Genomic DNA, 24,434 nt, shown 5'->3' with positions numbered 1-24,434 from the left:
CCGGGCGTTCCGGTCCTAGCCGTAGACGCGCTGCAGGACGAGGGCGGCGAACAGCAGGGCCACCAGGATCGCCAGGACGAGCGCGGGCGGCAGGGACGGTCCGTGCCGGTGCATCTCCGACCGGGCCAGCCGGCAGGTCGGGCAGCGGCCCTCCACCACCGGGTTCGAGCACCGAGCGCAGATCAGATGGTCGCAGCTCATGTCGTGGCCCCAATCTCCGGGATCGGTCCGCGGGTCCGTGCGTCGGTACGCGGGTCCGTGCAGGCGAAGCGTCCGCTTCTTCGGTGTCCGTCCACTTATTAGGTATCTTTCGCCATCATCCAGCGTAGCCGGACTGTAGGGTCGTTCCCGCAAGTCCGGGAGCTTGATGGTAGATAACGGCCGGACGTCGGGAGACGGTTCACATGGCACTGATCGGACGGAACACACCGATCGGCTGGAGTGACGCCCCCGGATGCCCGTACCGTGCCGAGTGGGCCGAGGTAGTTCCCCGTCCCCTCTACACTGCTCGAAGGCTCCGCGTCCCACCCGGTCGTGAAGCCGGGCGGCGCAGGCAAGTGCTCACGGACGCGTCCGTGGCCGCGGGCCGGGCCGCTCCCCAACCCCTACAGCGAACCGCCGTGATGCAGCCGTGATCCATTTCGACAACGTCACCAAGGTCTACCCGAGCCAGAACCGGCCCGCCCTGCAGCATGTGAACGTCGCCATCGAGAAGGGCGAGTTCCTGTTCCTGGTGGGTCCGTCGGGCTCCGGCAAGTCGACCTTCCTGCGCCTCATCCTGAAGGAGGAGCGTCCTTCCCAGGGTCACGTGCACGTGGCGGGCAAGGACCTGAGCCGGCTCAGCAACTGGAAGGTGCCGCACCTGCGCCGCAGGATCGGCTGCGTCTTCCAGGACTTCCGCCTCCTGCCCAACAAGAACGTCTTCGAGAACGTCGCGTTCGCCCTCGAGGTGATCGGCAAGCCGCGGCGGTTCATCGGCAAGGTCGTTCCCGAGGTCATCGACCTCGTCGGCCTGGAGGGCAAGGCCCACCGGATGCCGGACGAGCTGTCGGGCGGCGAGCAGCAGCGCGTCGCGATCGCGCGGGCGTTCGTCAACCGGCCGATGATCCTGCTGGCGGACGAGCCCACGGGGAACATCGACCCCGCCACCTCGATCGGCATCATGAAGGTGCTGGACCGCATCAACCGGACCGGTACCACCGTCGTCATGGCCACCCACGACGCCGCTATCGTCGACGCGTTCCGCAAGCGCGTCGTCGAGCTGGAGGACGGCAGGGTCGTCCGAGACCAGTCGCGCGGCGTGTACGGCCAGGCGTACTGACCATCTGAACCAACGATTCCCGCCGGGGCGTACGACAGCCCGAAGGCGGGGACCGCCCGCTTCGGGCCGCGTTCCCTCACGGCGCCGCCCAGGCGCCCGGGCGGACCTAAGGCGATCAAGGACAGCGAGGCATGCGCGTACAGTTCGTTCTCCAGGAGATCTGGATCGGTCTCCGCCGGAACATGACGATGACGATCTCCCTCGTCATCACCGTCGCCATCGCCATGGCGCTCTTCGGCACCGGGCTGCTCCTGCGGCAGCAGGTCGACGCGTCCAAGAGCTACTGGTACGACAAGATCGAGGTCTCGATCTTCCTGTGCGCCAAGACGAGCTCCAACCCCAGCTGCCAGAAGCAGGACGTCACCGACCAGCAGCGGCAGACGCTCAAGGGCAGCCTGGAGAAGATGCCGCAGGTCTCCGCCGTCGAGTACGAGAACAAGCAGCAGGCGTACGAGCGGTTCAAGGACCGCTTCGCCGGGTCGCCCGGCTTCGTCGAGAGCACCCGCGAGGGCGACATCCCCGACTCGTTCCGGGTCAAGCTGAAGAACCCGGAGGAGTACAAGGCGGTCGCGCAGGCGATGCTCGGCCAGCCCGGCGTCGACACCGTCATCAACGAGCAGGAGATCCTGAAGCGGTTCTTCCGGATCCTGAACGGCCTGCAGGTGGCCGCGCTGACGATCGCGCTGATCCAGGTGATCGCGGCGGTGATGCTGGTCGGCAACACCGTCCGGCTGTCGGCGTTCAACCGGCGCCGGGAGACCGGCATCATGCGGCTGGTCGGCGCGTCCAACACCTACATCCAGATGCCGTTCATCCTGGAGGGCGCGATCGCCGGCCTGATCGGCGGCCTGTTCGCCTCGGTGCTGCTGGTGTTCAGCAAGAAACTGCTGATCGACAGGCTCGCCGGGCAGGTGCAGCTCGTCAGCCAGCTGGGCTGGAGCCAGGTGCTCGCCGTCATCGTCGTGTCGATCTGCTTCGGCGTCCTGCTGTGCGCCGTGGCGTCGTTCCTGACGCTGCGCAGATACCTGCGGATCTGACATGCCGCCCGGATCCGGGGCAAGTGCCGGATCCGGGCCGTCCGGCCGCCCTAGACTTGCCGCATGTCTCGGTCCGCGCCGTTTCTGGGGAGGCGGCCAGGCCACGTGCTGCGCGGCATGGCCGTCGCGGCGGCGATCGTCTGCGCCTACGGCGCCGGAGTCGTGAGCGGCTCCGGTGCGGACCGGCACGCGGCCGTCGCGGGCGGCGGCTCCGTGCTGGACGAGGCCGCCACGAAGATCGGCCGCAGTGCGGCGGAGCCGGTGGGGCGCGGCGAACTCGACCGCGCCGCCATCGAGGGCATGCTGCGCGGCCTCGGCGACCGGTGGGCGCACTACTACCCGGCCCGCGAATACGACGACGTCGAAGGTCGGCTGACCGGCCGCTACAGCGGCGTCGGCCTGTGGCTCGGCAGCACCGGCGGCGGTGACGGCGGTGACGGGACGGGGGCCCGCACGGTGGTCGCCAGCGTCCAGCCGGGCACGGCCGCCGCGCGCGCCGGTGTCCGCGCGGGCGACGTCATCGCCGCCGTCGGGAACGCGCGGGTGGACGGCTGGGACGTCTCGCGGGTCGCGGAGGCCCTGCGCGGCCGTCCCGGCGAATCGGTCGAACTAACCGTCGAGCGCGACCGTCGAACCCAGAGGTTCCATCTCGTCCGCACACCGGTCCCTGGAGGCGACGTCACCGTGACCGACCTTCCGGACCACGCGCGCCGCATCCGCGTCGGGGCCTTCAGCCGCGGCACGGGCCGCGAGGTCCGGGACGCCGTGACCGGGCGGTCGCCGTCCGGCCGGCCGACCGGCGGGGTGCTGCTCGACCTGCGCGGCAACCCCGGCGGGCTGCTGGACGAGGCGGTCGAGACGGCGTCGGCGTTCCTCGCCGGCGGCCCCGTGGTGACCTACGAGCCGCGCGGCAGGCCCGCCCAGCGGCGCACGGTCACCGCGCCCGGCGACGCCGGCACCCCGCTCGTGGTGCTGGTCGACGCGGGCACCGCGAGCGCCGCGGAGATCGTCGCGGGCTCCCTGCGCGACCGCGACCGCGCGGTGATCGTAGGATCGCGTACGTACGGGAAGGGCTCGGTCCAGGAACCGATCGGGCTCGCCGACGGGTCGGTCATCGAGCTGACCGTCGGTCGCTACCGCACCCCGGGCGGCCGTAACCTCGACGGGGTCGGGATCGAACCCGATGTGGCGGTGTCCGCCGACCGCCCGCCGGACGTCGCCGAGCGGCGCGCCCGGACGGTGCTGCACGGCCTGCGCGCGACGATGCCGGGCAAAGACTGACGAGGGCCGGACAAGGACTGATGACGTGGCACGGGACACCGGGCGCAAGAAGGATAAGAAGGACACCGGGCGAAAGATCATCGCCCAGAACAAGCGGGCCCGCTACGACTACCACATAGACGACACGTGGGAGGCGGGCATGGTGCTCACGGGCACCGAGGTGAAGGCGCTGCGCGCCGGCCGAGCCTCCCTCGTGGACGGCTACGCCCACGTCATGGACGGGGAGGTGTGGCTGGAGCACGTCCACATCCCCGAGTACACGCAGGGCACCTGGACCAACCACGCGCCACGCCGGCGCCGCAAGCTGCTGCTGCACAAGCGCGAGATCCAGAAGATCATCGCCAAGTCGTCCGAACCGGGGTGGACGCTGATCCCGCTCTCCCTGTACTTCAAGGACGGTAAGGCCAAGGTCGAGATCGGCCTGGCCCGTGGTAAGAAGTCCTACGACAAGCGCCAGGCCATCGCCAAGCGGGAAGCCGACCGCGAGATGCAGAAGGCGGCGGCGGCCCGGTTCAGGAGACGGTGAAAGGTGTCGATGAACAGCCAGAACCATCGGAAACGGCGCCGGATACCGCTGCGTCCGATCGCGATGGGGCTGGGCGGCCTGACCGTCTGCGGCGCGCTCGTCGCGACCATGATGCCGGGCGCCCGCGCCGAGCCGTCCGCGATGCCCGCCGTCCGCGACTTCCTGATCGCCTGGCAGGTCGGCAACTACGAGGCCGCCGCGGCCCAGACGGTCGGCGCCGACAAGAAGGAGGTCGCGGAGGCGCTCGGCCGCGTCCGGCAGCAGCTTGACGCGGCCTCGCTGCGGCTGTCCCTCGGCACCGAGGTGGAGGACGGCGGCGTCGACCAGATCGTCAAGAAGGGCGACGAGGCCGACGCGCGCTTCACCGTCAAGATCGACCTGGGCGAGAACGGCCAGCCGTGGGAGTACCCCGGGCTGATGCACCTGCGGCGCGACGGCGGCAAGTGGAAGATCGCCTGGAGCCCGTCCGTCATCCACACCAAGCTCAAGCAGGGGCAGCGCCTCGCCGTGGTGACCGAGGTACCGAAGCGCGCCCCCATCACCGACACCCGGGGCCGGTCCGTGCTCCAGCAGGTCCGCGCCTACAACTTCGGCGTGTTCCCCGGCCAGCTCGCCGACCCGGCGAAGACCCTGGAGCAGCTCGCCAAGCAGACCAAGATCGACGGCGGCCGGCGGCTCGACTCCGAACGCCTCCTCGGCCGCGTCCGGTCCGCGCCGCCGCAGACGTTCCTGCCGCTGCTGACCCTGCAGTCCCCGACGCACAACGCGCTCATCAAGCGGCTCGCCGCCATCCCCGGGCTCCAGTACCAGGAGGTCAGGGAGCCGATCGCCCCCGCGTACGCGCCGGAGCTGGTCGGCAACCTCGGCCCGGCCACCGCCGACCGGCTCCAGCAGGTCGGCGCCCCCTACCAGCCCGGCGACACGATCGGCGTCAGCGGCATCCAGCTGCTCCAGCAGCGCCGCCTCGCGGGGACGCCGACCATCCGCGTCGTCGCGCAGGACGAGTCCGGCAAGAACACCGAGGAGCTGCGGTCTTGGGAGGGCCAGCAGCCCGAGACGGTCCAGACCACGCTCGACCCGACCTACCAGCGGCGCGCCGACGCCACGCTGCGCGGCCTGCGGTACCCGGCGTCCATGGTCGTGGTGCGGCCCAGCACCGGCGAGGTGCTCGCCGCGGCCAACCACGCGACCAACGGCGAGAACCGCGCCTTCGAGGGGCACTACCCGCCCGGCCTCGCGTTCGGGATCGTGTCCGCCGAGGCCCTGTTCTCGCAGGCCCGGCTCGACCCGTCCGCCAAGATCGCATGCCCGGGGTCCGTCACCATCGGCGGCAGGACCTTCACCAACAAGGACCGCGGCGAGACCGCCTTCTCCAACGCGTTCGCCGGCTCCTGCAAGACGAGCCTCGCGCAGCTCGGCGCCAAGCTGGACGCGCAGGCCCTCGTCCGGGAGGCCGGCCAGTTCGGCATCGGCAAGGACTGGGGCCTGACCGTCCCCGCGTTCACCGGCTCCGTGCCCACCCCCGCCAACGACGGCGAGAAGGCCGCCACCATGGTCGGCGAGGGCAACGTCGAGGTGAGCCCCCTGTCCATGGCGCTCGTCGCCGCCGCCGCGTACGCCGGCACCTGGAAGCCGCCGTACGTCCTCAGGGACGTCCCGAAGAACGTCCAGCCGCCGCCCGCGCAGAGCCTGCCGCCCGAGGCGGTCGCCAGCCTCAAGCGCGTCCTCACCCGCACCGCCACCCACGGCAACGCCCGCCACGCCCGCGTCGCCGGGGACGTCACCGGCGTCGCCGCCTACACCCCCTACGAGAAGGGCGGCGAGAAGAAGGGCGTCTCCTGGTTCGTCGGCTCCAGCGGCGACCGCGCCTTCGCCATCGCCGTCGAGGGCCCCGTCAACACCGCCAAGCTCGCCGCCAAGTTCCTCGGCGGGGGCCGCGGCTGAGCCGGTTTTGGCAGCTCTTTACGGACGGGACGCAACCATCGCCCGTCCGCGGGCGTCTTTCCGGGTGACTGAGACTCCGCTTGGGGGGTTGCGGACTCAGTCGCCGTGATGAGACCAGAGCCTCGTCTCGGGGGAGGCTCTGCCGTCCGGACCGGCCCGACCCTGCCGGTCGGCCCCGGTGGGCGCGGCGCATCCCGCGCCCACCGGGGCTCACGGCTGCCCGGCCGGGAATGGGATTGCCCGCGCACGCGTTACCCTAGTAACGTCATCGTGCAGACGTCCTGCGGGACGCCTGCTTTGACAACTCAACATGGGGGTGACCGGCTTCGACTTCGGTCGTTCGAGCCAGGGGAAGCGGGTCGAGGGTTGCTGTCGTGACCTCGTAAATCCTGTGACAGCAAACCAATAACTGCCAACAAGAAGCAGTCCGAGTTCGCCCTCGCCGCCTGAGCGAGGAGCGAACTCTGTCAGCCCGGTAGCGTCTCCGAACCGGGGTCTGGCATCGTAAGGAGACTCCACCTACCGACCCGGTCGCGGGGCCGGTAGGGACAGCCAACAGCGACTGAGTCCGTCGGCGACACGCCTGCGTGAGCGCCGGGACTGAGAAAACGCCAAGCAGGCTGCACCCGGAGAAGCCCTGACCCATCACCGAAGGACGCGGGTTCGATTCCCGCCACCTCCACTCGGAGTCGAGGAGTGGTGTGCCTGCGGAAAGCGCAGGCCCGCCACTCCTCGACGTTTTTCTGGGGGGTGACCCCCAGGCCCCCGGTGTGGGGGCTCCGCCCCCACGCCCCCTGATGGCTGAGGTCTCTGCTTAGGTGCGGGGGCGTCAGCCTTTTTTCGTTCTTGGGGCTTCGCCCCGTGCCCTCTCTCTGCTGATTTTTCGGTGTGTGCGCAGGTCGCCTGCCTTCGTCGTGTCGGGCTCGTGATCTACCTCTTGTAGTACTACGGTGCGTCGTACTACGTTCGGTCGTATCGCCTACGCGGGGTCGATCGAACCGGAGGTTGAGTGATGGCCGAGCGCGTACTCCGGACCGTTGACGCACTCGACGACCGCCTTGGGACGACCGGCTTCGCGCGCCGGGCCATGCGCAAGGCCTTCCCCGACCACTGGTCCTTCCTGCTGGGGGAGATCGCGCTCTACGCGTTCCTCGTCCTGCTCGCGTCCGGTGTGTTCCTGACGCTGTTCTTCAAGCCCGGCATGACCGAGGTCGTGTACGACGGCTCGTACGCGCCGCTGCGCGGGGTGCGGATGAGCGAGGCGTACGCGTCGACGCTGCACATCAGCATGGACGTGCGCGGCGGGCTGCTGATGCGGCAGGTGCACCACTGGGCGGCCCTGCTGTTCGTCGCGGCGATCATGGCGCACATGCTGCGCGTGTTCTTCACCGGGGCGTTCCGGAAGCCGCGCGAGCTGAACTGGCTGTTCGGCATCGTGCTGTTCACGCTCGCCATGGCCAACGGCTTCACCGGGTACTCGCTGCCGGACGACCTGCTGTCCGGGACGGGGCTGCGGCTCATCATCGGCGGCGTCCAGGCCGTCCCGGTCGTCGGCACCTACCTGGCGTTCTTCCTGCTGGGCGGCGAGTTCCCGGGCACCGACCTCGTGCCGCGGCTGTACGTCCTGCACGTCCTGCTGATCCCCGGGCTCATGGCGGCGCTCGTGCCGGTGCACGCGCTCGTGCTGCCCTGGGTGCAGAAGCACACCGACTTCCGGCGCGGCGGCAGCACGGAGCGGACGGTCGAGGGCAAGCCGTTCTACCCGGTCTTCATGGCCAAGACGGGGGCGTTCCTACTGTTCACGGCCGGTGTCATCGTGCTGCTCGGGGCCGTGGCGCAGATCAACCCGGTGTGGCTGTACGGGCCGTACTCGCCGAGCGCGATCAGCGCCGGCTCGCAGCCCGACTGGTACCTGGCCTTCGGCGACGGCGCCTTGCGCCTCATGCCCGGGTGGGACGTCAATGTCGCCGGGCACACGGTGGCCTTGGGGGTCCTGGTACCGCTGCTGGTGATCACGGTGTTCTTCACCCTGCTGGCCCTCTATCCGTTCCTGGAGCAGCGGGTCACGGGCGACCGGGCCGTCCACCACGTCCTCGACCGGCCGCGGGACGCCGCCACGCGGACGGGGGTCGGGGTCGCGGGCATCGTGTTCTACGGCGTCCTGTGGGCGGCGGCGGGGAACGACGTGATCGCCGACAGGTTCCACGTGTCGCTGTTCGCGACGACGTGGTTCTTCCGCGCGGCCGTCTTCGTGGGGCCCGTGGTGGCGTTCTCCGTCACCCGCCGGATCTGCCTGGGCCTCCAGCGGCGCGACCGGGCACTCGTCGAGCATGGGCTGGAGACGGGCATCATCCTGCGGTCGCCGGCCGGCGGGTACAGCGAGCGCGTCCGGCCGCTGCCCGTGGAGGAGGTCGAGCGGATCCGGCGCCCGGTACCGGCGGGGGAGCCGTCCCGGCCGTCGCTGGGAGACTATTCGCGCAGGTAGCGGGTACCGCCAGCCGCATGACCGGTAAGCGCGAGGACGATCCCGACGTCGGCGACGAGGTCACGTGGCGCAGCCACGGCTCCACGGCCGAGGGACGGGTGGAGAAGAAGATCACCGACAGGCGCGAGGAGGCGGGGCGGACGGTCGCGGCGTCGCCCGAGGAGCCGCAGTACGCCGTCCGCAGCGAGAAGAGCGGCAAGAAGGCGGTGCACAAGGGCTCCGCGCTGAGCAGGAAGCGACGGCGCTCGCGGTGACCGGCGACGACCGCGAGAGCGTGGCCGCCGAGTTCGGCGATGCCGTCAACATGACGCCGAAGGAGCTGGAGCGCTGGCTGGAGACCGACGAGTCGCGGTCGGTCGGCCAGAAGGACGGCGGCGGGGAGTCGACGGGCCACGCGTCCGGCCGCCGGATCGTCGAGCTGCTCCGCACGTCCCACTCGGATCTGACCGAGGATGACTACGCGCACATGCGCAAGGTGACCGGGTATGTCCACCGGCATCTGGCGCAGCGTCCGTCGGGTGACGTCGCCGACACCAAGTGGCGCTACTCGCTGATGAACTGGGGCCACGACCCGCTCAAGTGAAGGCTCCCCCGGTGCGGGAGGTAGATTTCGGGCGTGGAGTTGGGGGTGGGCGCCCGGGTGCTCGTGCGGCCCGTGCGGGCGGAGGACGAGGCGCGGTTCCTGGAGCTGGCGAAGTCGAGCGCGGACTTCCACCGTCCGTGGGTCTCCCTGCCGTCGTCGCCGGAGCAGTTCGCGGCGTACCTCGCGCGGTTCGACGGCGTTGCCGCCGTGGGGATGGTGATCTGCCTGCGGGGCGGTGGCGACCTGGTCGGCACCGTGAACATCAACGGCATCGTCCGCGGCTGCTTCCAGCGGGGGGTTCTGGGCTACGCGGCCTTCCTGCCCTACGCGGGCCAGGGATACCTGACCGAGGGCGTGGGGCTCGCCGTCGAGTACGCGTTCGGCGTGCTCGGGCTGCACCGGGTGGAGGCCGACATCCAGCCGGGGAACGCCGCGTCCATCCGGCTGGTGCGGCGGCTGGGGTTCCGCATGGAGGGGGTCTCGCCGGAGTTCATCAAGATCGACGGCGTGTGGCGAGATCACGAGCGCTGGGCCCGCCATGTTTATTGATCTTGTGAATTAGACATAAAGTGCAAAACATGAAGCGCAGCGCCGTGTCTTGATCTCATTGGGGGTCAGCAGTTGGGCGTCCGCAGCGGCGAGCCCGGCAGCGAGTGGCCGGACGCGTTGGACGTCCGCGCCCTCCTGGAGGACGGCTGGCGGCCCACGCCCCTCCGCGACTTCATCCTCAAGGTGCACAGCAGGTGCAACCTCGCGTGCGACTACTGCTACATGTACGAGATGGCCGACCAGGGCTGGCGGCGGCAGCCGCGCCGCATGTCGCGCCAGGTGCTGGAGTGGACGGCGCAGCGCATCGCCGAGCACGCCCGGACGAACCTGTTATCGGAGGTCCAGGTCGTCCTGCACGGCGGTGAGCCACTGCTGGCGGGCGCTGAGCATCTGCGCCACGCGATCGAGGTCGTCCGCGCCGCCGTCGGCACCGATGCGCACGTGGGTTTCAGCGTGCAGACCAACGGCGTCCTGCTCGACGAGGTGTTCCTCGACCTGTTCGCCGAGTACGGCGTCATGGTGGGCGTGAGCGTGGACGGCGACGAGGAGGGTCACGACCGGCACAGACGGAGGGCCGACGGGCGCGGCAGCTACCAGGCGGTGCGGGCCGGGCTGGAGCGGCTCACCGGCCCCCGGCACCGGCACCTGTTCGGCGGGCTGCTGAGCACGATCGAGCTGCGCAACGACCCGGTCGCCACCTACGAGTCGCTGCTGGAGTTCGCCCCGCCCGAGATGGACTTCCTGCTCCCGCACGGCAACTGGGACACGCCCCCTCCGGGCCGCCCGCCGGACGAGTCGACACCCTACGCGGACTGGCTCATCGCCATCTTCGACCGCTGGTACGCCGTGGAGGCCGCGGACGTGCGCATCCGGCTGTTCAGCGAGATCATCCGGCTGCTGTTCGGCCGGATGTCCGGGAGCGAGGCGGTCGGGCTGTCCCCGGTGTCGGTGGTCGTGGTGGAGACCAACGGCGAGATCGAGCAGGTCGACTCGCTGAAGTCGGCCTACGAGGGCGCCGCGGGCACCCGGCTGCACGTGTCCCGCGACCCGTTCGACACCGTCCTCGCGCTGCCGTCGGTCGCCGCGCGGCAGATCGGCCGGCGGGCGCTGTCGGACCAGTGCCTGGCCTGCCCGGCGCACGAGGTCTGCGGCGCCGGCCTCTACCCCCACCGGTACCGGTCGGGCACGGGCTTCCGCAACCCCTCGGTCTACTGCCGGGACCTGTTCAAGCTGATCACCCACATCCGGGACGTGGTCAGCCGCGAGCTGGCCGCCGAACCGGTGGCGGCGGGCTAGATCGGCGGGTGGGTTAGATCGGCGGCGGGTCGAAGTCGGCGTCCAGCCGCCGCCCCTCCAGGAAGACCTGGGCGTCGGGATGCTCCAGGGTGAGGGTGCGGCGGTAGCGCTCCTCGGTGTCGCGGTACAGCGCGTCCGCCTCGTCGTCCCTGCCGAGGTCCCGCAGGTTGGCGATGGTGTTCGCGGCCGCCGACAGCGTCGTCGGGTGGTTGTCGCCCAGCAGCGTGCGGAGCCGGCGGAGCGTGCCGGAGCACAGCCGGTACGCCGGTTCGGCCTCGCCGAGGTCGGCCAGGTCGCTGGCCAGGTTGATCGCCACCGAGAGGGAGTAGTGGTGGTCGCGGCCGAGCTTCACTTCCAGGCCGGCCAGCGACTCCTCGTTGACCTTCCGGGCGACGCCGGCGTCCCCGGTGATCCGCCGCAGGATGGCCAGGTTCCCCGCGCAGGCGTGGTAGTAGGGGTGCTCGGCGGTGTAGACGCGCGGGTAGCGGCGGACGGTGTCGTCCGCGAGCGTCAGCGCGTCCTGCAACTGGCCGATCGTGCGCCGGATGTTCGCCAGGCAGATCGCGGCGGCCAGCGTGTCGGGGTGGTCGAGCCCGAAGCTGCGCACGTACCGCTGGTGGATCTCCTCGGCGAGTTCGAGGGCGCGGTCGTAGTCGCCCGCCCGGCGCCAGGCGATCGACAGGTCCTTGCCGGTGCGCAGCGTCCACGCGTGCTCGGGCCCCAGCCGCTCGACGCCGTAGGCGTAGGCGTCCTCGCCGAGGTCGCACGCCTCGGAGAAGTCGCCGCTGAGGCGGACCGCCCGCGCCAGTCCCGTGTAGATGTTGAGATACGAGGCCGGATTGGGGGAGGGGTCGCTCGCGCGGATGTCGCGGATCACTCCTTCGAGGAGTGCCCGGGCGTTCGTGTAGTCGCTCTTGAGACCGTGGTCCAGCGCCACGCTGTTGATGGCGCGCCAGGTGTCCCAGTGCTGCTTGCCGAGCTTCACGACGAAACGGCGGAGGGCCTCCTCGTCGATCTCGTGCGCCGACTGGAAGTCGCCGCTCGCCCTGAGGTCCGCCGCTTGTCCGCGCAGCGCGCGCAGCGTCGTGCCGTGGTCGAGGCCGAGGGACTTCTCCGCCGCGAGGTGCGTCTCCCTGTTCAGCACGGCCGCCTCGTCGTACCGGCCGAGTTCGCGCAGGAGGTTGCCGAGCTGCACCTTCAGTTCGAGGACGTCCTCGTGGTCGGCTCCGGAGGCCGCCGACCAGCGTTCGATGAACGTCTGGACGAACGACTGCGCCGAGAGGTAGTCGGACGAGGCGTACAGGAAGGTGATCATGTTGCGGGCGAGCTCGCGGACGACCGGCTCCGGGCATTGGGCCACCCGGGCCGGCCCGAGGTGCGCGAGAGCGTTGAGATAGGTGTCCCAGTTGCCCGCGTCGGCGGGGTCCGCGGGAGTGTAGTTCGCCAGGAGGAGGTGTACCTCGTGGCGGAGGCGCTCCTGCTCCGCCGTTTGCAGCTCGTCGCGGACCAGGGCCTGGATCAGCCGGTGGACCTGGATGGTCCTGGCGGGCAGGTCCAGCCGGGCGAGTGCGAACCGGCCGAGTTCGCCGATGGCGCGGCCCAGCCGGATCGGGTCGGCGATGAGGTTCGACAGCGCGGGGCTCAGTCCGGGGACGACCTTGCTGAACGCGTCCCGCGGGATCGGCTCCGGGCCGAAGAACGCGCAGTACCGCAGGAGGACCAGCGCCTCGGGCAGCTTCTCCTCCAGACTGGCGACGGACAGCGCCCAGGCGGCCGTCATCGACGCGGGGTACTCACTCGGCCTCCCCTGGGACAGCAACTGGCTGGTGCGCTCCGACAGGAGCCGGAGGTACTCCGACACCGCGATGCCGGTCTCGACGTGGAGCGCGCCCGCCTGCTCTAAGGCGAGCGGCAGGTCGCCGAGCTCCTCGGCGAGCCGGTTCGCGTCTTCCGGGGTGATCCCGCGCTGTACCCGCCTGGTGAGGAACTCCACGCTCTCCGCACGGGTGAACACGTCGATCGGAACGGCGTCGACGACCCCCGCCCAGCGGTGGTTGCGCGAAGTGATCAGCACGTGCCCGGGGCCCTGCGGAAGGATGTCGGTCAGTTCCTCGGGCTCGTCGGCGTTGTCGAAGATCAGTAGCCAGTCGGTGTAGGGGTCCCCCCGGCGCAGCGCCTCCAGGACGGCGTTGGCCGCCTCCTCGACCCCGCTCACCGATGCCGACGGAAGACCGAGGCGCGGGGCGAGGCTCGCAAGGGACGAGCGCACGAGGACCGGCTGGTCCGCCGGAATCCACCAGACCAGGTCGTAGTCGGACTGGTACCGGTAGGCGTACTCCACCGCCATGTGGGTCTTGCCCACCCCGCCGAGGCCGTGGAGCGCGTGCGGCAGCACCGCGGTCGCCCGGCCGCCCATGCCCTCGCGCAGCCGGGCGAGCAGGTCGGTGCGGCCGGTGAAGTTCTTGTTCCGGGGCGGGACCTTGCCCCAGACCTGGGGAATCCTTGGCGATGGGTCGGGTTGCGTATTGATCACTCGATCCCCTTGCGTCACGCTGAAGCCCTGTGGAGCAAGCTGTCTCACGTCGTAGTCAAGCAAATGCGCCAACTTGGACAGTATATTGATGGCGCAGATTTAGATATGTGTCAGATGACACGCAGGGAGTCTGCACTTTTCGGTCGTTCCCGCTCTCCTCTGCCGTCGGACCGAATTGGCGCACGAGATTGTCCCTGGCGCTGCGGCCCACTGTTTGTAATCATGCTGGTGACGGCTTGCCGCGATCAGTGTGGGTGTCGCCATGCCAACCGGATGCAGGGAGAGGTCGATGCCGAAGGTCAACTTCCTATTGTCCAGCAAGGACGTCCCGACGGAGGCAGTGGGCGACCAGAGTCCCGGGCTGCGGCGGACGAGAACGGAGCTGGCACGGCGCGGTTCCTTGAGCCGCTCATTCGACAACAGCGGCTCCAGTGGCGGGATCTCGACGGCGGCGCTCGACGGGGTGCGGGGAACCGAAGCCGATCTTGCGTGGGCCGGCAGCGATTAACGGCCGACCCGTTCGCGTTTTTCGGCTGCTCGAAGCGGTTGTTTCTCTGTCGCGTTCACCAGCCGTTTCGAGCGACTGTGCGCTAGGCTCGGGCGAACCGGGCGGCACCATATGCCAATGGGTGCCCCATCTTTGGACGAAATGATGATCGCGCAGTCTCTGCCCGGCCCCCGCGGCCCCTATGTCGGCCTGCGCGCCATGGACGAGGCCGATCGGGAGGAGTTCCGCGGCAGGGACCGGGAGAGCGGCGAAGTCGCCGAACTGTGGACGACCAATCGCCTCGTGATCCTGCACGGAAGCGCCGGCGTGGGCAAGACCTCGCTGCTGCGGGCGGGGACCGTCCCCCTGCTGCGTGCCGAGGGCGCGCACGTCCTTCCCGTGGCGCACATGGCCTACCGGCCGTCGTTCCCCGTGGCCGCGCTGGCCGAGCACGATCCGTTCCGGCTCGCCGTGCTCGCCTCGTGGTACGCGCGGGAGTCGCCCGTCCGCATCTGCGAGGTGACGCTGGCCACGTTCCTGCGCAGGCGGATCCGCGCGGACCGGTCCGATCACCGGTCGCCGGTGCTCGGGGCCATCGACGGGGCCGATGTCCTGCTGTGCGCCTCCGGGCGGCACGAGCGCCATCGCCGGAGCTTCCTCGACGAACTGGCGGGGGCGCTGCACGAGGTGCCCGATCTGCACCTGCTGCTCGTCGTGCGCGACGACGTCCTGGACGAGGCGCTGGAGGCGGCCGACGGGCTCGCCCAGGCGCCGCCCGCCGTCTACGGGCTCGAAGCGCTGACGCCCGCGGCGGCGCGCGAGGTCGTCGAGGCGCCGCTCCACCGGTTGGGGCGTTCCGGCGCAGGCGCCGAGGCACTGGTCAGTGAACTGAGGACGCTGCGTACGGGAACGGGTTCGCAGACGACCGCGCGCGTCCAGCCGGTGCTCCTGCAACTCGCTTTGGGGCGGGTCTGGGAGCGGCTGTCCGGAGAAGGCGAGATCACCGCCGAGCGGCTGCGCACCGAGGTGGATGCCGCCCTCACGGATTTCTGCGCCCACAGCCTCTCGACCATCGCCGCCGACCACAGTCTCCTGGCGACTGCTCTCTGCTCCTGGTTCCGGTCTCTGTTCGGCGGGCCGCAGGGGCGTGCGGGCGTGCCCGCCGCCCGTGCGTGCGAGGACGTGCCCAAGGCGGTCGTCGACGCGATCCAGGACGCCCACCTCATCCGGGCCCGTGCCCGGGACGGCGGCCTGTGCTACGAGATCCTGCATCCGCGGCTCATCGAGCCCGCCGGGCGGCTCGGCGCCGGTGCGGTTCCGATCCGCAGGCCGGGTGCCGCGGCACGGCTGCGCCAGGCGCACCGAGCACTGGCGGACGGCGACACCGAACTCGCGCGGCGGCACGCGGAGGCGGCCGTCCGAGGGTGCGGGGACGACGATCTGCGAGGCCTTGCGGTCACCACGACCTTCCTCGGAGACCTCGCCCACGAGAGCGGGGACCCGAAGACGGCGGTGGCGCGCTACCGGGAGGCCGCGGCGATCTTCGAGGCGGTCCCGGACAACACGGCCGTGGGCTGGCTGCTCACCGGAATCGGGCGGATCCTGCTGACCGACGACCCGGGGGAGGCCGTGCGGCAGCTCCGTGCGGCGGCGGGGCGGCTACCGCACGAACTCTCCATCCAGACCGCGCTCGGGCGGGCGCTCTGCCAGGCCGGACGGACGCGCGCCGCCCGTGCGGTGTTCGAGGACGTCCTCGGACGGGACGGTGCCAACCGCGAGGCGCTGATCGCCAAGCGCGCCCTGTCCGGCATCGCGTAACCCGCGCCTGTTCCTCCGCGCATATCGCCCAATGTGCCCTCTGTGGCGAGTCTCCTTAGGTGCGCGGACTTTGCCCCGAACGGCAGAAGTCGCTTTTTTTGTCCGATTTGCAGAGATGTCGATTCGGTGTCCGGGCAATTGTACGCTAAGATTCCGGCGCCGCCGGGTCTGTCTTATCGTCAGGCCGTGAATGGGTGGCGGCCGGGTACTTTGGGCGACTCCTGGTCGAATTTTGTGCCCGGCGCGACCTTGTGTCCCGTTCGCCGGGGCAGGTCGATAGTGAACTGCACAGGTGGACGCGGCCGAGGTGGGGCCGCGGTCTGGAGCGAGGAGAAGTCGGAAGGTGACCGCCGCCGCGCCGGGAACGGCCTCTCAGGATGGCGGCGGCGAGGCCGATGCTAATGGTGGGAATGACGATTACTGGCGCCGGGATTTCCGCCTGCTGCTGAGCGGCTCGGTGCTGTCGCAACTGGGCACGCTCGGCGCCGCCGCGGCCAATCCGCTGCTGGCCCTCGCGCTGACGGGCTCACCGATCGTGGCGGGCTGGGTGGCGGCCGCGAGCACGATCCCGGGACTGCTCCTGCACCTGCCGGTCGGGCTGATCGTCGACCGCTCGGACCGCTGGCGGATCATGTTGGTCAGCCAGCTGATCCGGGTGGTCAACTCGATCGTCCTGGTCGGCTGCCTCTGCGCGTTCACCGCGCCCTGGCCGATGCTGGTGCTGGCGGCGGTGGTCGACGGATCGTGCGCCGTCTTCTTCCGGATGGCCGAACTGGCCACCGTCCGCTACGTCGTACCGGACGGCAAGGCCGAGAACGCGATGGGAACGAGCGAGGCCCGGCATCATCTGGCCATTGTTCTCGGCAGGCCCGTGGGGGGCGTGATGTTCACGCTCGGGCGCGCCGCACCCTACATTTTAGACGGCCTGACATCGCTCCTCTCCGTCTTCTCGCTCATCGCCTTGAGATCCCGCCTCAAATCCATCGGAGCTCCCCGGCAAAAGTTGCCGAAACTGTCGGAGATCTCGGCGAGAAGAGTCCTGAACTCCTTCAAAGAAGGGTTTCGCTGGATATATCGCGACAAGTTCCTCTCCGTGTCGCTCGGAGCCTGCGCGGTCGCGAACGTCGGTTTCCAAGTCGTCATTCTGCTGCTGGTGGTCGAGGCCGAGCGGCGCGAATTCTCCGGTTCCATCATCGGCACCATGCTCGCCACGTCCGGTGCCGCCGGACTTCTCGGTGCGGTCACCGCTCCCGCCACCGTTCGCTTCCTCACCCCCGGCCCGACGGTCAAGTGGGGTGTTGCGCTGTGGCTGCCGCTCCTGCTCATCGTCGCGGGCGTGGACGATCCGCTGGTCGGCCTGTGCGCATGGGGCGCCTGCAGTTTCACGGGGGCCCACATCAACGTCGCGCTGGCGGTGTACCAGGGCAGGGTCATTCCGCGCCGAGTTCTGGGCCGAGTTGAGGGGGTCCACCGGTTCATCACGACCGGTGCGGTGACGTTCGGCGCCCTTTCCGGAGGTTATGTGATCACCGCACTCGGAACCCGGCCGGCGGCGGCCGCGGTGACCATCGCATTCGGGGTGATCGGCCTCGCGGCATTCGTCCTCATCCGGACTCCCGACCGCCGTTCCTGGCGGCGGCCCGCGCAGGCGCACGCCCCGCGGCCGGGGGAGAGGGTCGCCGCGGGAGGCGCGGCGCTGCCGGCCGCGGGAGACACCTAGCCCGCGCTCCGCCATGATCACTGTGTAAGGGGACACAATGCGGGCGGCCAATTCCGGTCGCTTCGGATCGGGGGTAAGGGGCGCCTTGCGGCGCGTGTCGCGGAGGTACGCTTCCAGCGTCGAACCTGGCGGCATTCTTCGCCGCCGTCCTTCGGTCGGAGGCGCGTTTGATCACGTCGCTGAACGTCGCTGATCAGCATCGGCTCGTCGAGGCGATCCGCCGCGTCGACGCGATGAGCGTCCAGCGCGAGCGCGCCCTCCATGTGCAGGCGCTGGAGCGCGAGCTCGGGCACCGGCTGGACTACGTCCGCCACGACAAGGACATGCTCGACGTGTGGGCGCTGGTCGACGCGCTGCTGGCCTATCCGGGCGCGGCGCAGGCGCTGGTGCGGATCCTGCAGACGTTCTATCCGGCCAGCCTCTCGGTAAGGGCGCTCGGGGAGGTCGTCGCCGAGCTGCTGCCGGAGCCGTGGCTCGACCAGGCGGAGCGGCGGGAGCTGCACGAACTGATCACGTCGCTGGAGCGGACCGACCCCGGCCTGACGCACCTTGGCCGGTTTCCCATGCTCTACCGGCGGGCGGTCGGGCCGGCCTGGCCCTCGCTGGACCGCGAAGTCCGCAGCCTGCACGACGTCGTCGCCCTGTTAGAGGAGATGCCCGACGGGCCGGACGGCACCCCGCCGCTGCTGGTGTTCGTGAGCGACCTGGCCGAGTACGCGGGGTATCCGACGGCGGGTCCCTTCCGCGACTGGGTGCGCCGGCAGATCGAGGCGCAGGGCCTCGACCGCGCCGTGCTACAAGGGGGCGGCGGGCCCGCGGCCGTGCGCGGAGGGCCGCCGGAGCCGGCGGAGAACTACCTGGTCATCGAGTGCGCGCCCGACGCACTGGAGGCGGACCGCTACCTCATCACCGCGTGGCTCCAGGTGGGCCGCGAGCCCGGCAGCACGCTGTACGGCAGCGACGAGGCGCTGCCGCTCAGCCGGATCCCCGAGCTGCTCGAACGGCTGCTCACCGCGGAGAGCTCGGTGATCGGGCGGCGCGGTCCCGACCTCACGATCGAGTTCATCCTGCCCCGCGACCTGCTGGACCACCCGGTCGAGCAGATCAGGATCAAGGTCGCGGGGTTCGAGCACCGCGTCGGCATCCGGTACCCGGTCGTCGTGCGCAGCCTGGAGCGGATGCGGCACGCCGAGCTCCACCACTACTGGCGGCACAAGTGGGACTGGCTGTCCGGGCACTCGGTCGACCCGCCGGTCTGCCTCGTGGCACGGTCCGGCGAGTACGACAAGGAGGAGCTCTTCTCCCGGCTCTCCGAGGAGTCCACGGCCGTCCTCGCGCTGGCCTTCCCGCCGTGGAGCGGTGAGGACGACGAGGCGGACGAGCACTGGGTCGGGCTGGTCGCCGGGATCCCCGTCGTCGCCTGGTGCCGGGACGGGCGCTACCCCGCCCAGTTCGCCCGTGAGGTCAAGGAGCTGATGGCGGCCGACCTGATGAAGCTTCCGCGCCGGACGATGGAGCTGCGCAGGCAGGCGCTGTCCAGCGGTTCCGAGGGCACCGGCTCCGGCCATCTCGGCCTGCACCTGACGCTCGTGTTCGACGATGCCGACCGCATCCCGGAGCCGTACGTGCGGCTCCGGCCACCCGCATAGCACCCTCCCCCCGGAAGGCGTCCATGACGACAGAACCAGAGACCCGCGGCCTCGACGGTGACTGGCGCATCTACCGGGGCGACAGCCGGCCGCACGACCGGGTGCGCCGGTTACCGCCGCCCCCGCCCTGGCGCCGCTTCAGCCCGGAGGACGCGCCGGACGGGCAGCGGCAGCGGGACCTGCGGCAGGCGGTCTCCTACCGGCCCGACGAGTCGTTGATAGACAAGGTCAACGCGGCCCTCCTCCTGCGGCGCCCGCTGCTGGTGACGGGCAAGCCGGGATCGGGCAAGTCCACGCTCGCCTACAACGTCGCCTACGAGCTCGGGCTCGGCAACGTCCTGTACTGGTCGATCACCAGTACGACGACGCTGAAGACCGGGCTGTACGACTACGACGCGATCGGCCGGCTGCACGAGAGCAGCCTGCGCGGCGCGGGCGGCCGGGAGGACGCCGCCGAGCCGCCCGACATCGGCCGCTACATCCGGCTCGGGCCGCTCGGGACCGCGCTGCTGCCGGGCGACCTGCCCCGCGTCCTGCTCATCGACGAGCTCGACAAGAGCAACATCGACCTGCCGAACGACCTGCTGAACGTCTTCGAGGAGGGCCGGTTCGGCATCCTGGAGCTGCAGCGGCTGCCGGAGGAGCAGTCGCGCATCCGCGTGATGACCGCCGACGGCGGCGAGCGGGTGCCGATCGACCGCGGCGAGGTGCGGTGCGGGCACTTCCCCATCGTCATCATCACCAGCAACGGGGAGCGCGAGTTCCCGCCCGCGTTCCTGCGCCGGTGCGTCCGGCTGCGGATCGAGCCGCCCGACCGGGACCAGCTCGCGGAGATCATCGAGGCGCACCTCGGCCCGGCCGCGCGGGACGCGAGCGACGGGCTCATCGAGGAGTTCCTCGCCCGCCGCGCCGACGGCGCCCTCGCCACCGACCAGCTCCTCAACGCCGTCTACCTCGCCACGTCCGGGAGCCGGCCGCCCGAGACCAAGCTGAAGGAGATCCTCGACACCGTGCTGCGGCCCATCGAGAGGCCCGGCGCGGGATGATCGAGCGGCTCGTCGAGGCCCTGGGCGGGCTCGATCCGCCGCCCACGGCCGAGGAGACGGCGGACGCGCTGTGGCTCGCCGACTGGCTCCGGACGCACGAGGGCCCGACCCATCTGGCGGCGGGTGGCACCGGTGAGCCGGACGGCGGCGAGCGGCCCGGCCCGGCGCCGCCGCCCGTCCCGCCGCGGGAGCCGTCCGCGCCGGCCGGGCGGGAGTCCACGCCGCCGCGCACCGTGGAGGCGGGCCTCTACCTCGCCGGGCAGGACGTGCCGGCGACCGCGTTCCCCGTCCGGATGCCCGCCATGCCGGCCATCACGGGCACCCTGCCGCTGTCGCGCGCCCTGCGTTCGCTGCGCACGACCGTGCCGTCGCTGACCCGCCGCCATCTGGACGAGGCGGCGACCGCCGAGCGCATCGCCGAGACCGGCGTGTGCGAGCCCGTCATGGTGCCGGCGCAGGAGCGGCGGCACGACCTGGCCCTGGTCGCGGACGTCGGCCCGTCGATGATCGTGTGGCGGCAGACGGTGGACGAGCTGCGGCTGCTGCTGCAGCAGCTCGGCGCGTTCCGCGACATGCGGACCTGGTACATGGACACCGGCGCGCGCGGGCTGTCGCTCCGCACCGGCTCCGCCTTCGGGCCCGGCGCCGAGCGCGACCCGGACGAGCTGGTCGACCCGACCCGCCGGCGCCTCATCCTGGTCGTCAGCGACTGCATCGGCCCGGCGTGGCAGGACGGCCGGGCCGCCGCGCTGCTCGACCGGTGGGGGCGCGCCGGCACCGTCGCGATCGTCCAGCCGCTGCCGCAGCGGCTCTGGTGGCGGACCGCGGCGGCCATCGAGCCGGTGCGGTTCGGCGCGTCCGGACCGGCGGTCGCCAACGAGCTGCTCACCGTGGCGCTGCCGCCGCTGCGGCCGTCCGGCGACCGGCCGCCCGGCATCCCGATCCCGGTGGTCGAGCTGAGCGAGCGGTGGCTGCGGTCGTGGGCGGGCATGGTCGCCCGCGGCGGCAGGGACGTCATGGGCGCCGCGCTGTTCACCGGCCGGGCGGTGGCGCAGCCGCCGCCCGGTGAGACCGGCGGCGATGACGTGTCCCCGGAGATGCGGGTCAAGCAGTTCCGGGCGTCGTCCTCGCCGGCGGCGTTCCGGCTGGCGACGTTCCTGGCGGCGGCCCCGCTGCGGCTGCCGGTGATGCGGCTCGTCCAGCAGGCGATGCTGCCGCAGTCCACGTCGGCCGACCTGGCCGAGGTGTTCCTCAGCGGCCTGCTGCGGCTGGTCGGCCGCCCGTCCGGCGGCGGCGAGGAGGAGATCGCCTACGAGTTTCACGACGGGGTCCGGGAGATCCTGCTCCAGGGGCTGCGCAGGCGCGAGGTGTACCAGGTGCTGCGCGCGGTGTGGGGGGTCGTGCGCGACCGCATCGGGTCGTCCCTGGACTTCCCCGCGCTGCTCGCCGCGGTGGGACGGGGCGAGGCGCAGCTCCCGCCGGAGCTGCCGTTCGCGCAGGTGGCGGCCCAGGCGCTGGCGGGCCTCGGCGGGCCGTACCGGCAGCTGGCGAAGCAGCTCGCGAGCGGCGGCGCCGCGCCCGACGCCCTCACCGGAGCGGCGCCGGACGACACCGCGCGGCCGCCCGGCACGGTACCGGGCGCGCGCGCCGAGCCCGCGCCGGCGCCGCGCCGGTGGCTCCCCTCGCGCAACCCCGACTTCGTCGGCCGCGACCGGTTGCTCTCGTCCGTGCGGACGGCGTTGCGCGACGGCGCGGCGGCCCTCCTGCCGCGGTCGGAATTCGCGATGGGCGGTGAGGGCAAGTCCAACCTCGCGGTCGAGTACGCCTACCGGCACGCCGACGACTACGACCTGGTGTGGTGGATCCCCGCCGAGCAGACGACCTCGGCGCGCGCGGCGCTCGCGCTGCTGGCCCGGCAGCTCGACATGCCGATGAGCGACGACATCAAGGACACCGTCGACGACGTCCTGCGCGCGCTGCGCGACGGCCGCCCCTACGGCCGCTGGCTGCTCATCTACGACAACGCGCAGGACCCCGAGCAGGTCGTCCCGCTGACCCCGGCCGCGCTCGGCGAGCCCGGTCAGGTCCTCGGCCCCGGCCGCCACGTGCTGGTGACCTCTCGGGACCGCCGCTGGGAGCGGCACGCGACCGTGGTGGACGTCGACGTCTTCGAGCGGCCGGAGAGCATCGCGCTGCTGCGGCGCCTGGTGCCGCGCCTGTCGGAGGCGGAGGCCGACCTGCTGTCCGAACGCGTCGGCGACCTCCCGCTCGCGGTGCACCAGGCCGCGGCGTGGCAGGCCGTCACCGACGGCACCGTGGAGGACTACCTGCGGCTGTTCGACCGCCGGCTGACCGAGATCGTCGCGGCCGCCCCGTCGGGCGACGACTTCCCGGTGTCGCTGGCGGCCGGGGTGAGCCTGAACCTCGACCTCCTCCGCGAGAAGGCGCCCGTCGCCTGGGCGCTGCTGGAGCTGTGGGGCGTGTTCGGGCCCGAACCGGTGTCCTGCCGGCTGCTGGCCGCGGGCGGGTCGGCGGCGCTGCCCGCCGAGCTCGCCGGGCTGCTCGCGGACGAGACGCGGCTGCGGGAGGCGATGCGCGCGATCGCGCGGTTCTCGCTGGCCCGCTTCGACGAGGAGTCGGCGGCGCTCCAGGTGCACCGGCTCGTCCGCGCCATCCTGAACGACCGGCTCGGCGAGGACGGGCGGCGCCGCGTCCGGGACCAGGTGCACGCGATGCTGGAGGCGGCGACCCCCGGCGAGCCGCCGGAGGTGGAGTCCACCTGGGAGCGGCGGGCCGAGATCACGCCCCATGTCGTCCCGTCCGGGGTGTTCGAGGCCGAGGACTACGGCATCCGGGTCGTCGGCATCGACCAGGCGAAGTTCCTCAACATGTCGGGGGAGTACGAGGGCAGCCGGCGGCTGGCGGAGATCGCGCTGGACCGCTGGCTGGAGCGGTACGGCGCCGACGACGACGCGGTCCTGGACGTGTCCCGCGTCCTCGCCAACGCCCTGCGCGGCCTCGGCGACAACCGCGCGGCCGCCGACCTCAGCGAGGAGAACCTCGCCCGGACGCGGCAGAAGTTCGGCGCCGACCACATCCAGACCCTGTTCGCCGCCGCCGGGTTCGGCGCCGACCTGCGGTTCCGCGGCGAGTTCCGCCGCGCCTACGAGGTCGATCTCGACGCCTGGCGGCGGATGGGCCGGCTGTTCGCGCGGAACCACCCCAACACGCAGCTGTCCGCCACGAACCTCGCCATCGACCTGCGCGTCCTGGGCGAGTTCCAGCAGGCCTACGAGATCGACCTGGAGGTGTGGCAGGCGCAGCGCAAGCCGGGGCAGCCGTACCGGCAGCAGTTCCGCATCAACCACCACCTCGCCCTGGACCTGCACGCCCTGGGGCGGTACGGCGAGGCGTACGACATGCAGGCCGGCAACCTCGCCGACCCGCGGCCCGTCCTCGGCCCGGGGCACGCGATGGTGCTCCAGGCGAAGATCACGCACGCGGGCACGCTGCGGAAGCTCGGCCGCCACGAGGAGGCGCACCGGCTGGCCGCCGAGACGCTCGCCGCGCACGTCCGCCGGTTCCGGGAGGAGCATCCGAGCACGCTGGCGAGCAAGGTCTGCCTGGCGCTCACCACCGCCGCGATCGGCCGTCCCGCCGACGCGCTGCCGCTCATCGACGAGGCGCTGGACGGGTACCGCCGGCAGATGGGGGAGACCCACCCGTTCGCGCTGGTCTGCGCCATCGACCGGGCGGTCGTCCTGCGGCGGCTGGCGGAGGTGTACGCGGCGCAGGAGGCCGACCGGGCGGCGCTGTCGAGCCTCGAGGCCGGGATCCTCGGGCCCCACCACTACTACGCGCTGTGCGCCACGGTCGGGCTGGCCAACGACTACTACCTGCTCGGCGAGCTGGAGGCCGCGGTCCGGCTGCTGGCCGACGCGCGGGGCAAGATGGTCGCCCTGCTCGGCGAGCGGCATCCCTACGCGCTCGCCGCCACGCTCAACCTGGAGCGGGCGCGGGCCGCCATGGGCGAGGAGCACGACGTCGCCCCGGCTCTGGCGCTGCTGACCCGGGTGCTCGGCGCGGGCCATCCGGAGGTGCGCGCCGCCGAGCGCGGGGAACTGCTCGAATGCGACATCGAGCCCACCGCCCTGTGAGG

At 71.4% G+C, this 24,434-nt stretch carries 18 protein-coding genes and 1 other RNA gene; 17 read left to right on the top strand and 2 right to left on the bottom strand.

Features of this window, described 5'->3' with window-relative positions; translation table 11 throughout:
• Nucleotides 1-15: 15 nt before the first annotated feature.
• Nucleotides 16-201: a hypothetical protein gene (locus CHF16_RS14100; RefSeq protein ID WP_089326459.1), complete on the bottom strand. Its 186-nt coding sequence runs from the start codon at nucleotides 199-201 to the stop codon at nucleotides 16-18.
• A 430-nt stretch (nucleotides 202-631) separates the two neighbouring features.
• On the opposite strand from CHF16_RS14100, the gene ftsE reads away from it, so the two are divergent.
• The 11 genes from ftsE to CHF16_RS14045 all read left to right on the top strand — a co-directional run bounded on the left by ftsE (nucleotide 632) and on the right by CHF16_RS14045 (nucleotide 11,022).
• A complete protein-coding gene (gene ftsE, locus CHF16_RS14095; RefSeq protein ID WP_021597771.1) occupies nucleotides 632-1,321 on the top strand; it encodes a cell division ATP-binding protein FtsE in 690 nt (229 codons plus the stop codon).
• Between the two features lie 131 nt (nucleotides 1,322-1,452).
• Nucleotides 1,453-2,358: a permease-like cell division protein FtsX gene (gene ftsX / locus CHF16_RS14090; protein ID WP_089326458.1), complete on the top strand. Its 906-nt coding sequence runs from the start codon at nucleotides 1,453-1,455 to the stop codon at nucleotides 2,356-2,358.
• A 63-nt stretch (nucleotides 2,359-2,421) separates the two neighbouring features.
• The gene (locus CHF16_RS14085; protein ID WP_245868473.1) at nucleotides 2,422-3,639 is read left to right on the top strand and encodes a S41 family peptidase; all 1,218 of its coding nucleotides are present in this window, start codon (nucleotides 2,422-2,424) and stop codon (nucleotides 3,637-3,639) included.
• 25 nt (nucleotides 3,640-3,664) lie between these two features.
• On the top strand, nucleotides 3,665-4,165 hold the full coding sequence (gene smpB / locus CHF16_RS14080) for an SsrA-binding protein SmpB (protein ID WP_089326457.1): 501 nt from the start codon (nucleotides 3,665-3,667) through the stop codon (nucleotides 4,163-4,165).
• A 9-nt stretch (nucleotides 4,166-4,174) separates the two neighbouring features.
• The gene (locus tag CHF16_RS14075; protein WP_245868471.1) at nucleotides 4,175-6,109 is read left to right on the top strand and encodes a penicillin-binding transpeptidase domain-containing protein; all 1,935 of its coding nucleotides are present in this window, start codon (nucleotides 4,175-4,177) and stop codon (nucleotides 6,107-6,109) included.
• 312 nt (nucleotides 6,110-6,421) lie between these two features.
• Nucleotides 6,422-6,794, top strand: a transfer-messenger RNA (tmRNA) gene (ssrA, locus tag CHF16_RS14070).
• Between the two features lie 327 nt (nucleotides 6,795-7,121).
• Nucleotides 7,122-8,594 carry a cytochrome bc1 complex cytochrome b subunit gene (gene qcrB / locus CHF16_RS14065; protein ID WP_089326456.1) on the top strand — a complete coding sequence of 491 codons (1,473 nt, stop codon included), beginning with the start codon at nucleotides 7,122-7,124 and terminating at the stop codon, nucleotides 8,592-8,594.
• A gap of 17 nt (nucleotides 8,595-8,611) precedes the next feature.
• Entirely contained in the window at nucleotides 8,612-8,848 is a 237-nt protein-coding gene (locus CHF16_RS14060) for a hypervirulence associated TUDOR domain-containing protein (protein ID WP_089326455.1), read from the top strand.
• Nucleotides 8,845-9,177: a DUF3140 domain-containing protein gene (locus CHF16_RS14055; protein WP_089326454.1), complete on the top strand. Its 333-nt coding sequence runs from the start codon at nucleotides 8,845-8,847 to the stop codon at nucleotides 9,175-9,177. Before CHF16_RS14060 ends, CHF16_RS14055 begins: the two co-directional genes overlap by 4 nt.
• Before the next feature lie 33 nt (nucleotides 9,178-9,210).
• On the top strand, nucleotides 9,211-9,726 hold the full coding sequence (locus CHF16_RS14050; protein WP_245868470.1) for a GNAT family N-acetyltransferase: 516 nt from the start codon (nucleotides 9,211-9,213) through the stop codon (nucleotides 9,724-9,726).
• A gap of 72 nt (nucleotides 9,727-9,798) precedes the next feature.
• Nucleotides 9,799-11,022, top strand: coding sequence for an FxsB family cyclophane-forming radical SAM/SPASM peptide maturase (locus CHF16_RS14045; protein ID WP_245868468.1), 1,224 nt, complete (start codon nucleotides 9,799-9,801; stop codon nucleotides 11,020-11,022).
• Between the two features lie 13 nt (nucleotides 11,023-11,035).
• Here the strand turns inward: CHF16_RS14045 and fxsT (CHF16_RS14040) are convergent, their stop codons facing one another.
• Nucleotides 11,036-13,555, bottom strand: a complete 2,520-nt coding sequence (fxsT, locus tag CHF16_RS14040) for an FxSxx-COOH system tetratricopeptide repeat protein (protein ID WP_245868467.1) — start codon at nucleotides 13,553-13,555, stop codon at nucleotides 11,036-11,038.
• A 289-nt stretch (nucleotides 13,556-13,844) separates the two neighbouring features.
• Here fxsT (CHF16_RS14040) and CHF16_RS14035 point away from each other — a divergent pair, with 289 nt between their 5' ends.
• From CHF16_RS14035 to fxsT (CHF16_RS14010), 6 genes are all read left to right on the top strand, one after another.
• The gene (locus tag CHF16_RS14035; RefSeq protein WP_089326453.1) at nucleotides 13,845-14,063 is read left to right on the top strand and encodes a hypothetical protein; all 219 of its coding nucleotides are present in this window, start codon (nucleotides 13,845-13,847) and stop codon (nucleotides 14,061-14,063) included.
• Nucleotides 14,064-14,207: 144 nt separating this feature from the next.
• Nucleotides 14,208-15,860, top strand: a complete 1,653-nt coding sequence (locus CHF16_RS14030) for an nSTAND1 domain-containing NTPase (protein ID WP_143227975.1) — start codon at nucleotides 14,208-14,210, stop codon at nucleotides 15,858-15,860.
• Between the two features lie 343 nt (nucleotides 15,861-16,203).
• The gene (locus CHF16_RS14025; RefSeq protein ID WP_179271527.1) at nucleotides 16,204-17,580 is read left to right on the top strand and encodes an MFS transporter; all 1,377 of its coding nucleotides are present in this window, start codon (nucleotides 16,204-16,206) and stop codon (nucleotides 17,578-17,580) included.
• 167 nt (nucleotides 17,581-17,747) lie between these two features.
• A complete protein-coding gene (locus CHF16_RS14020) occupies nucleotides 17,748-19,229 on the top strand; it encodes a VMAP-C domain-containing protein (protein WP_089326450.1) in 1,482 nt (493 codons plus the stop codon).
• A gap of 23 nt (nucleotides 19,230-19,252) precedes the next feature.
• Complete coding sequence (locus CHF16_RS14015; RefSeq protein ID WP_089326449.1) at nucleotides 19,253-20,275, top strand: AAA family ATPase; 1,023 nt, start codon at nucleotides 19,253-19,255, stop codon at nucleotides 20,273-20,275.
• On the top strand, nucleotides 20,272-24,432 hold the full coding sequence (gene fxsT / locus CHF16_RS14010) for an FxSxx-COOH system tetratricopeptide repeat protein (RefSeq protein ID WP_089326448.1): 4,161 nt from the start codon (nucleotides 20,272-20,274) through the stop codon (nucleotides 24,430-24,432). Before CHF16_RS14015 ends, fxsT (CHF16_RS14010) begins: the two co-directional genes overlap by 4 nt.
• Nucleotides 24,433-24,434: the final 2 nt, after the last annotated feature.

Origin of the sequence: Actinomadura meyerae (genome assembly GCF_900188445.1) — a bacterium.
Taxonomy (GTDB): domain Bacteria; phylum Actinomycetota; class Actinomycetes; order Streptosporangiales; family Streptosporangiaceae; genus Spirillospora; species Spirillospora meyerae.
Note: the sequence above shows the minus strand (reverse complement) of the source record. Positions and strands in the feature narration are given on the sequence as shown.

Coding starts and splice junctions, on each gene's coding strand:
- fxsT (WP_089326448.1), top strand. CDS start 20,272: ATGATCGAGCGGCTCGTCGAGGCCCTGGGCGGGCTCGATCCGCCGCCC.
- CHF16_RS14060 (WP_089326455.1), top strand. CDS start 8,612: ATGACCGGTAAGCGCGAGGACGATCCCGACGTCGGCGACGAGGTCACG.
- CHF16_RS14100 (WP_089326459.1), bottom strand. CDS start 201: ATGAGCTGCGACCATCTGATCTGCGCTCGGTGCTCGAACCCGGTGGTG.
- CHF16_RS14085 (WP_245868473.1), top strand. CDS start 2,422: ATGTCTCGGTCCGCGCCGTTTCTGGGGAGGCGGCCAGGCCACGTGCTG.
- CHF16_RS14030 (WP_143227975.1), top strand. CDS start 14,208: ATGATCGCGCAGTCTCTGCCCGGCCCCCGCGGCCCCTATGTCGGCCTG.
- CHF16_RS14015 (WP_089326449.1), top strand. CDS start 19,253: ATGACGACAGAACCAGAGACCCGCGGCCTCGACGGTGACTGGCGCATC.
- CHF16_RS14035 (WP_089326453.1), top strand. CDS start 13,845: ATGCCGAAGGTCAACTTCCTATTGTCCAGCAAGGACGTCCCGACGGAG.
- CHF16_RS14075 (WP_245868471.1), top strand. CDS start 4,175: ATGAACAGCCAGAACCATCGGAAACGGCGCCGGATACCGCTGCGTCCG.
- qcrB (WP_089326456.1), top strand. CDS start 7,122: ATGGCCGAGCGCGTACTCCGGACCGTTGACGCACTCGACGACCGCCTT.
- ftsX (WP_089326458.1), top strand. CDS start 1,453: ATGCGCGTACAGTTCGTTCTCCAGGAGATCTGGATCGGTCTCCGCCGG.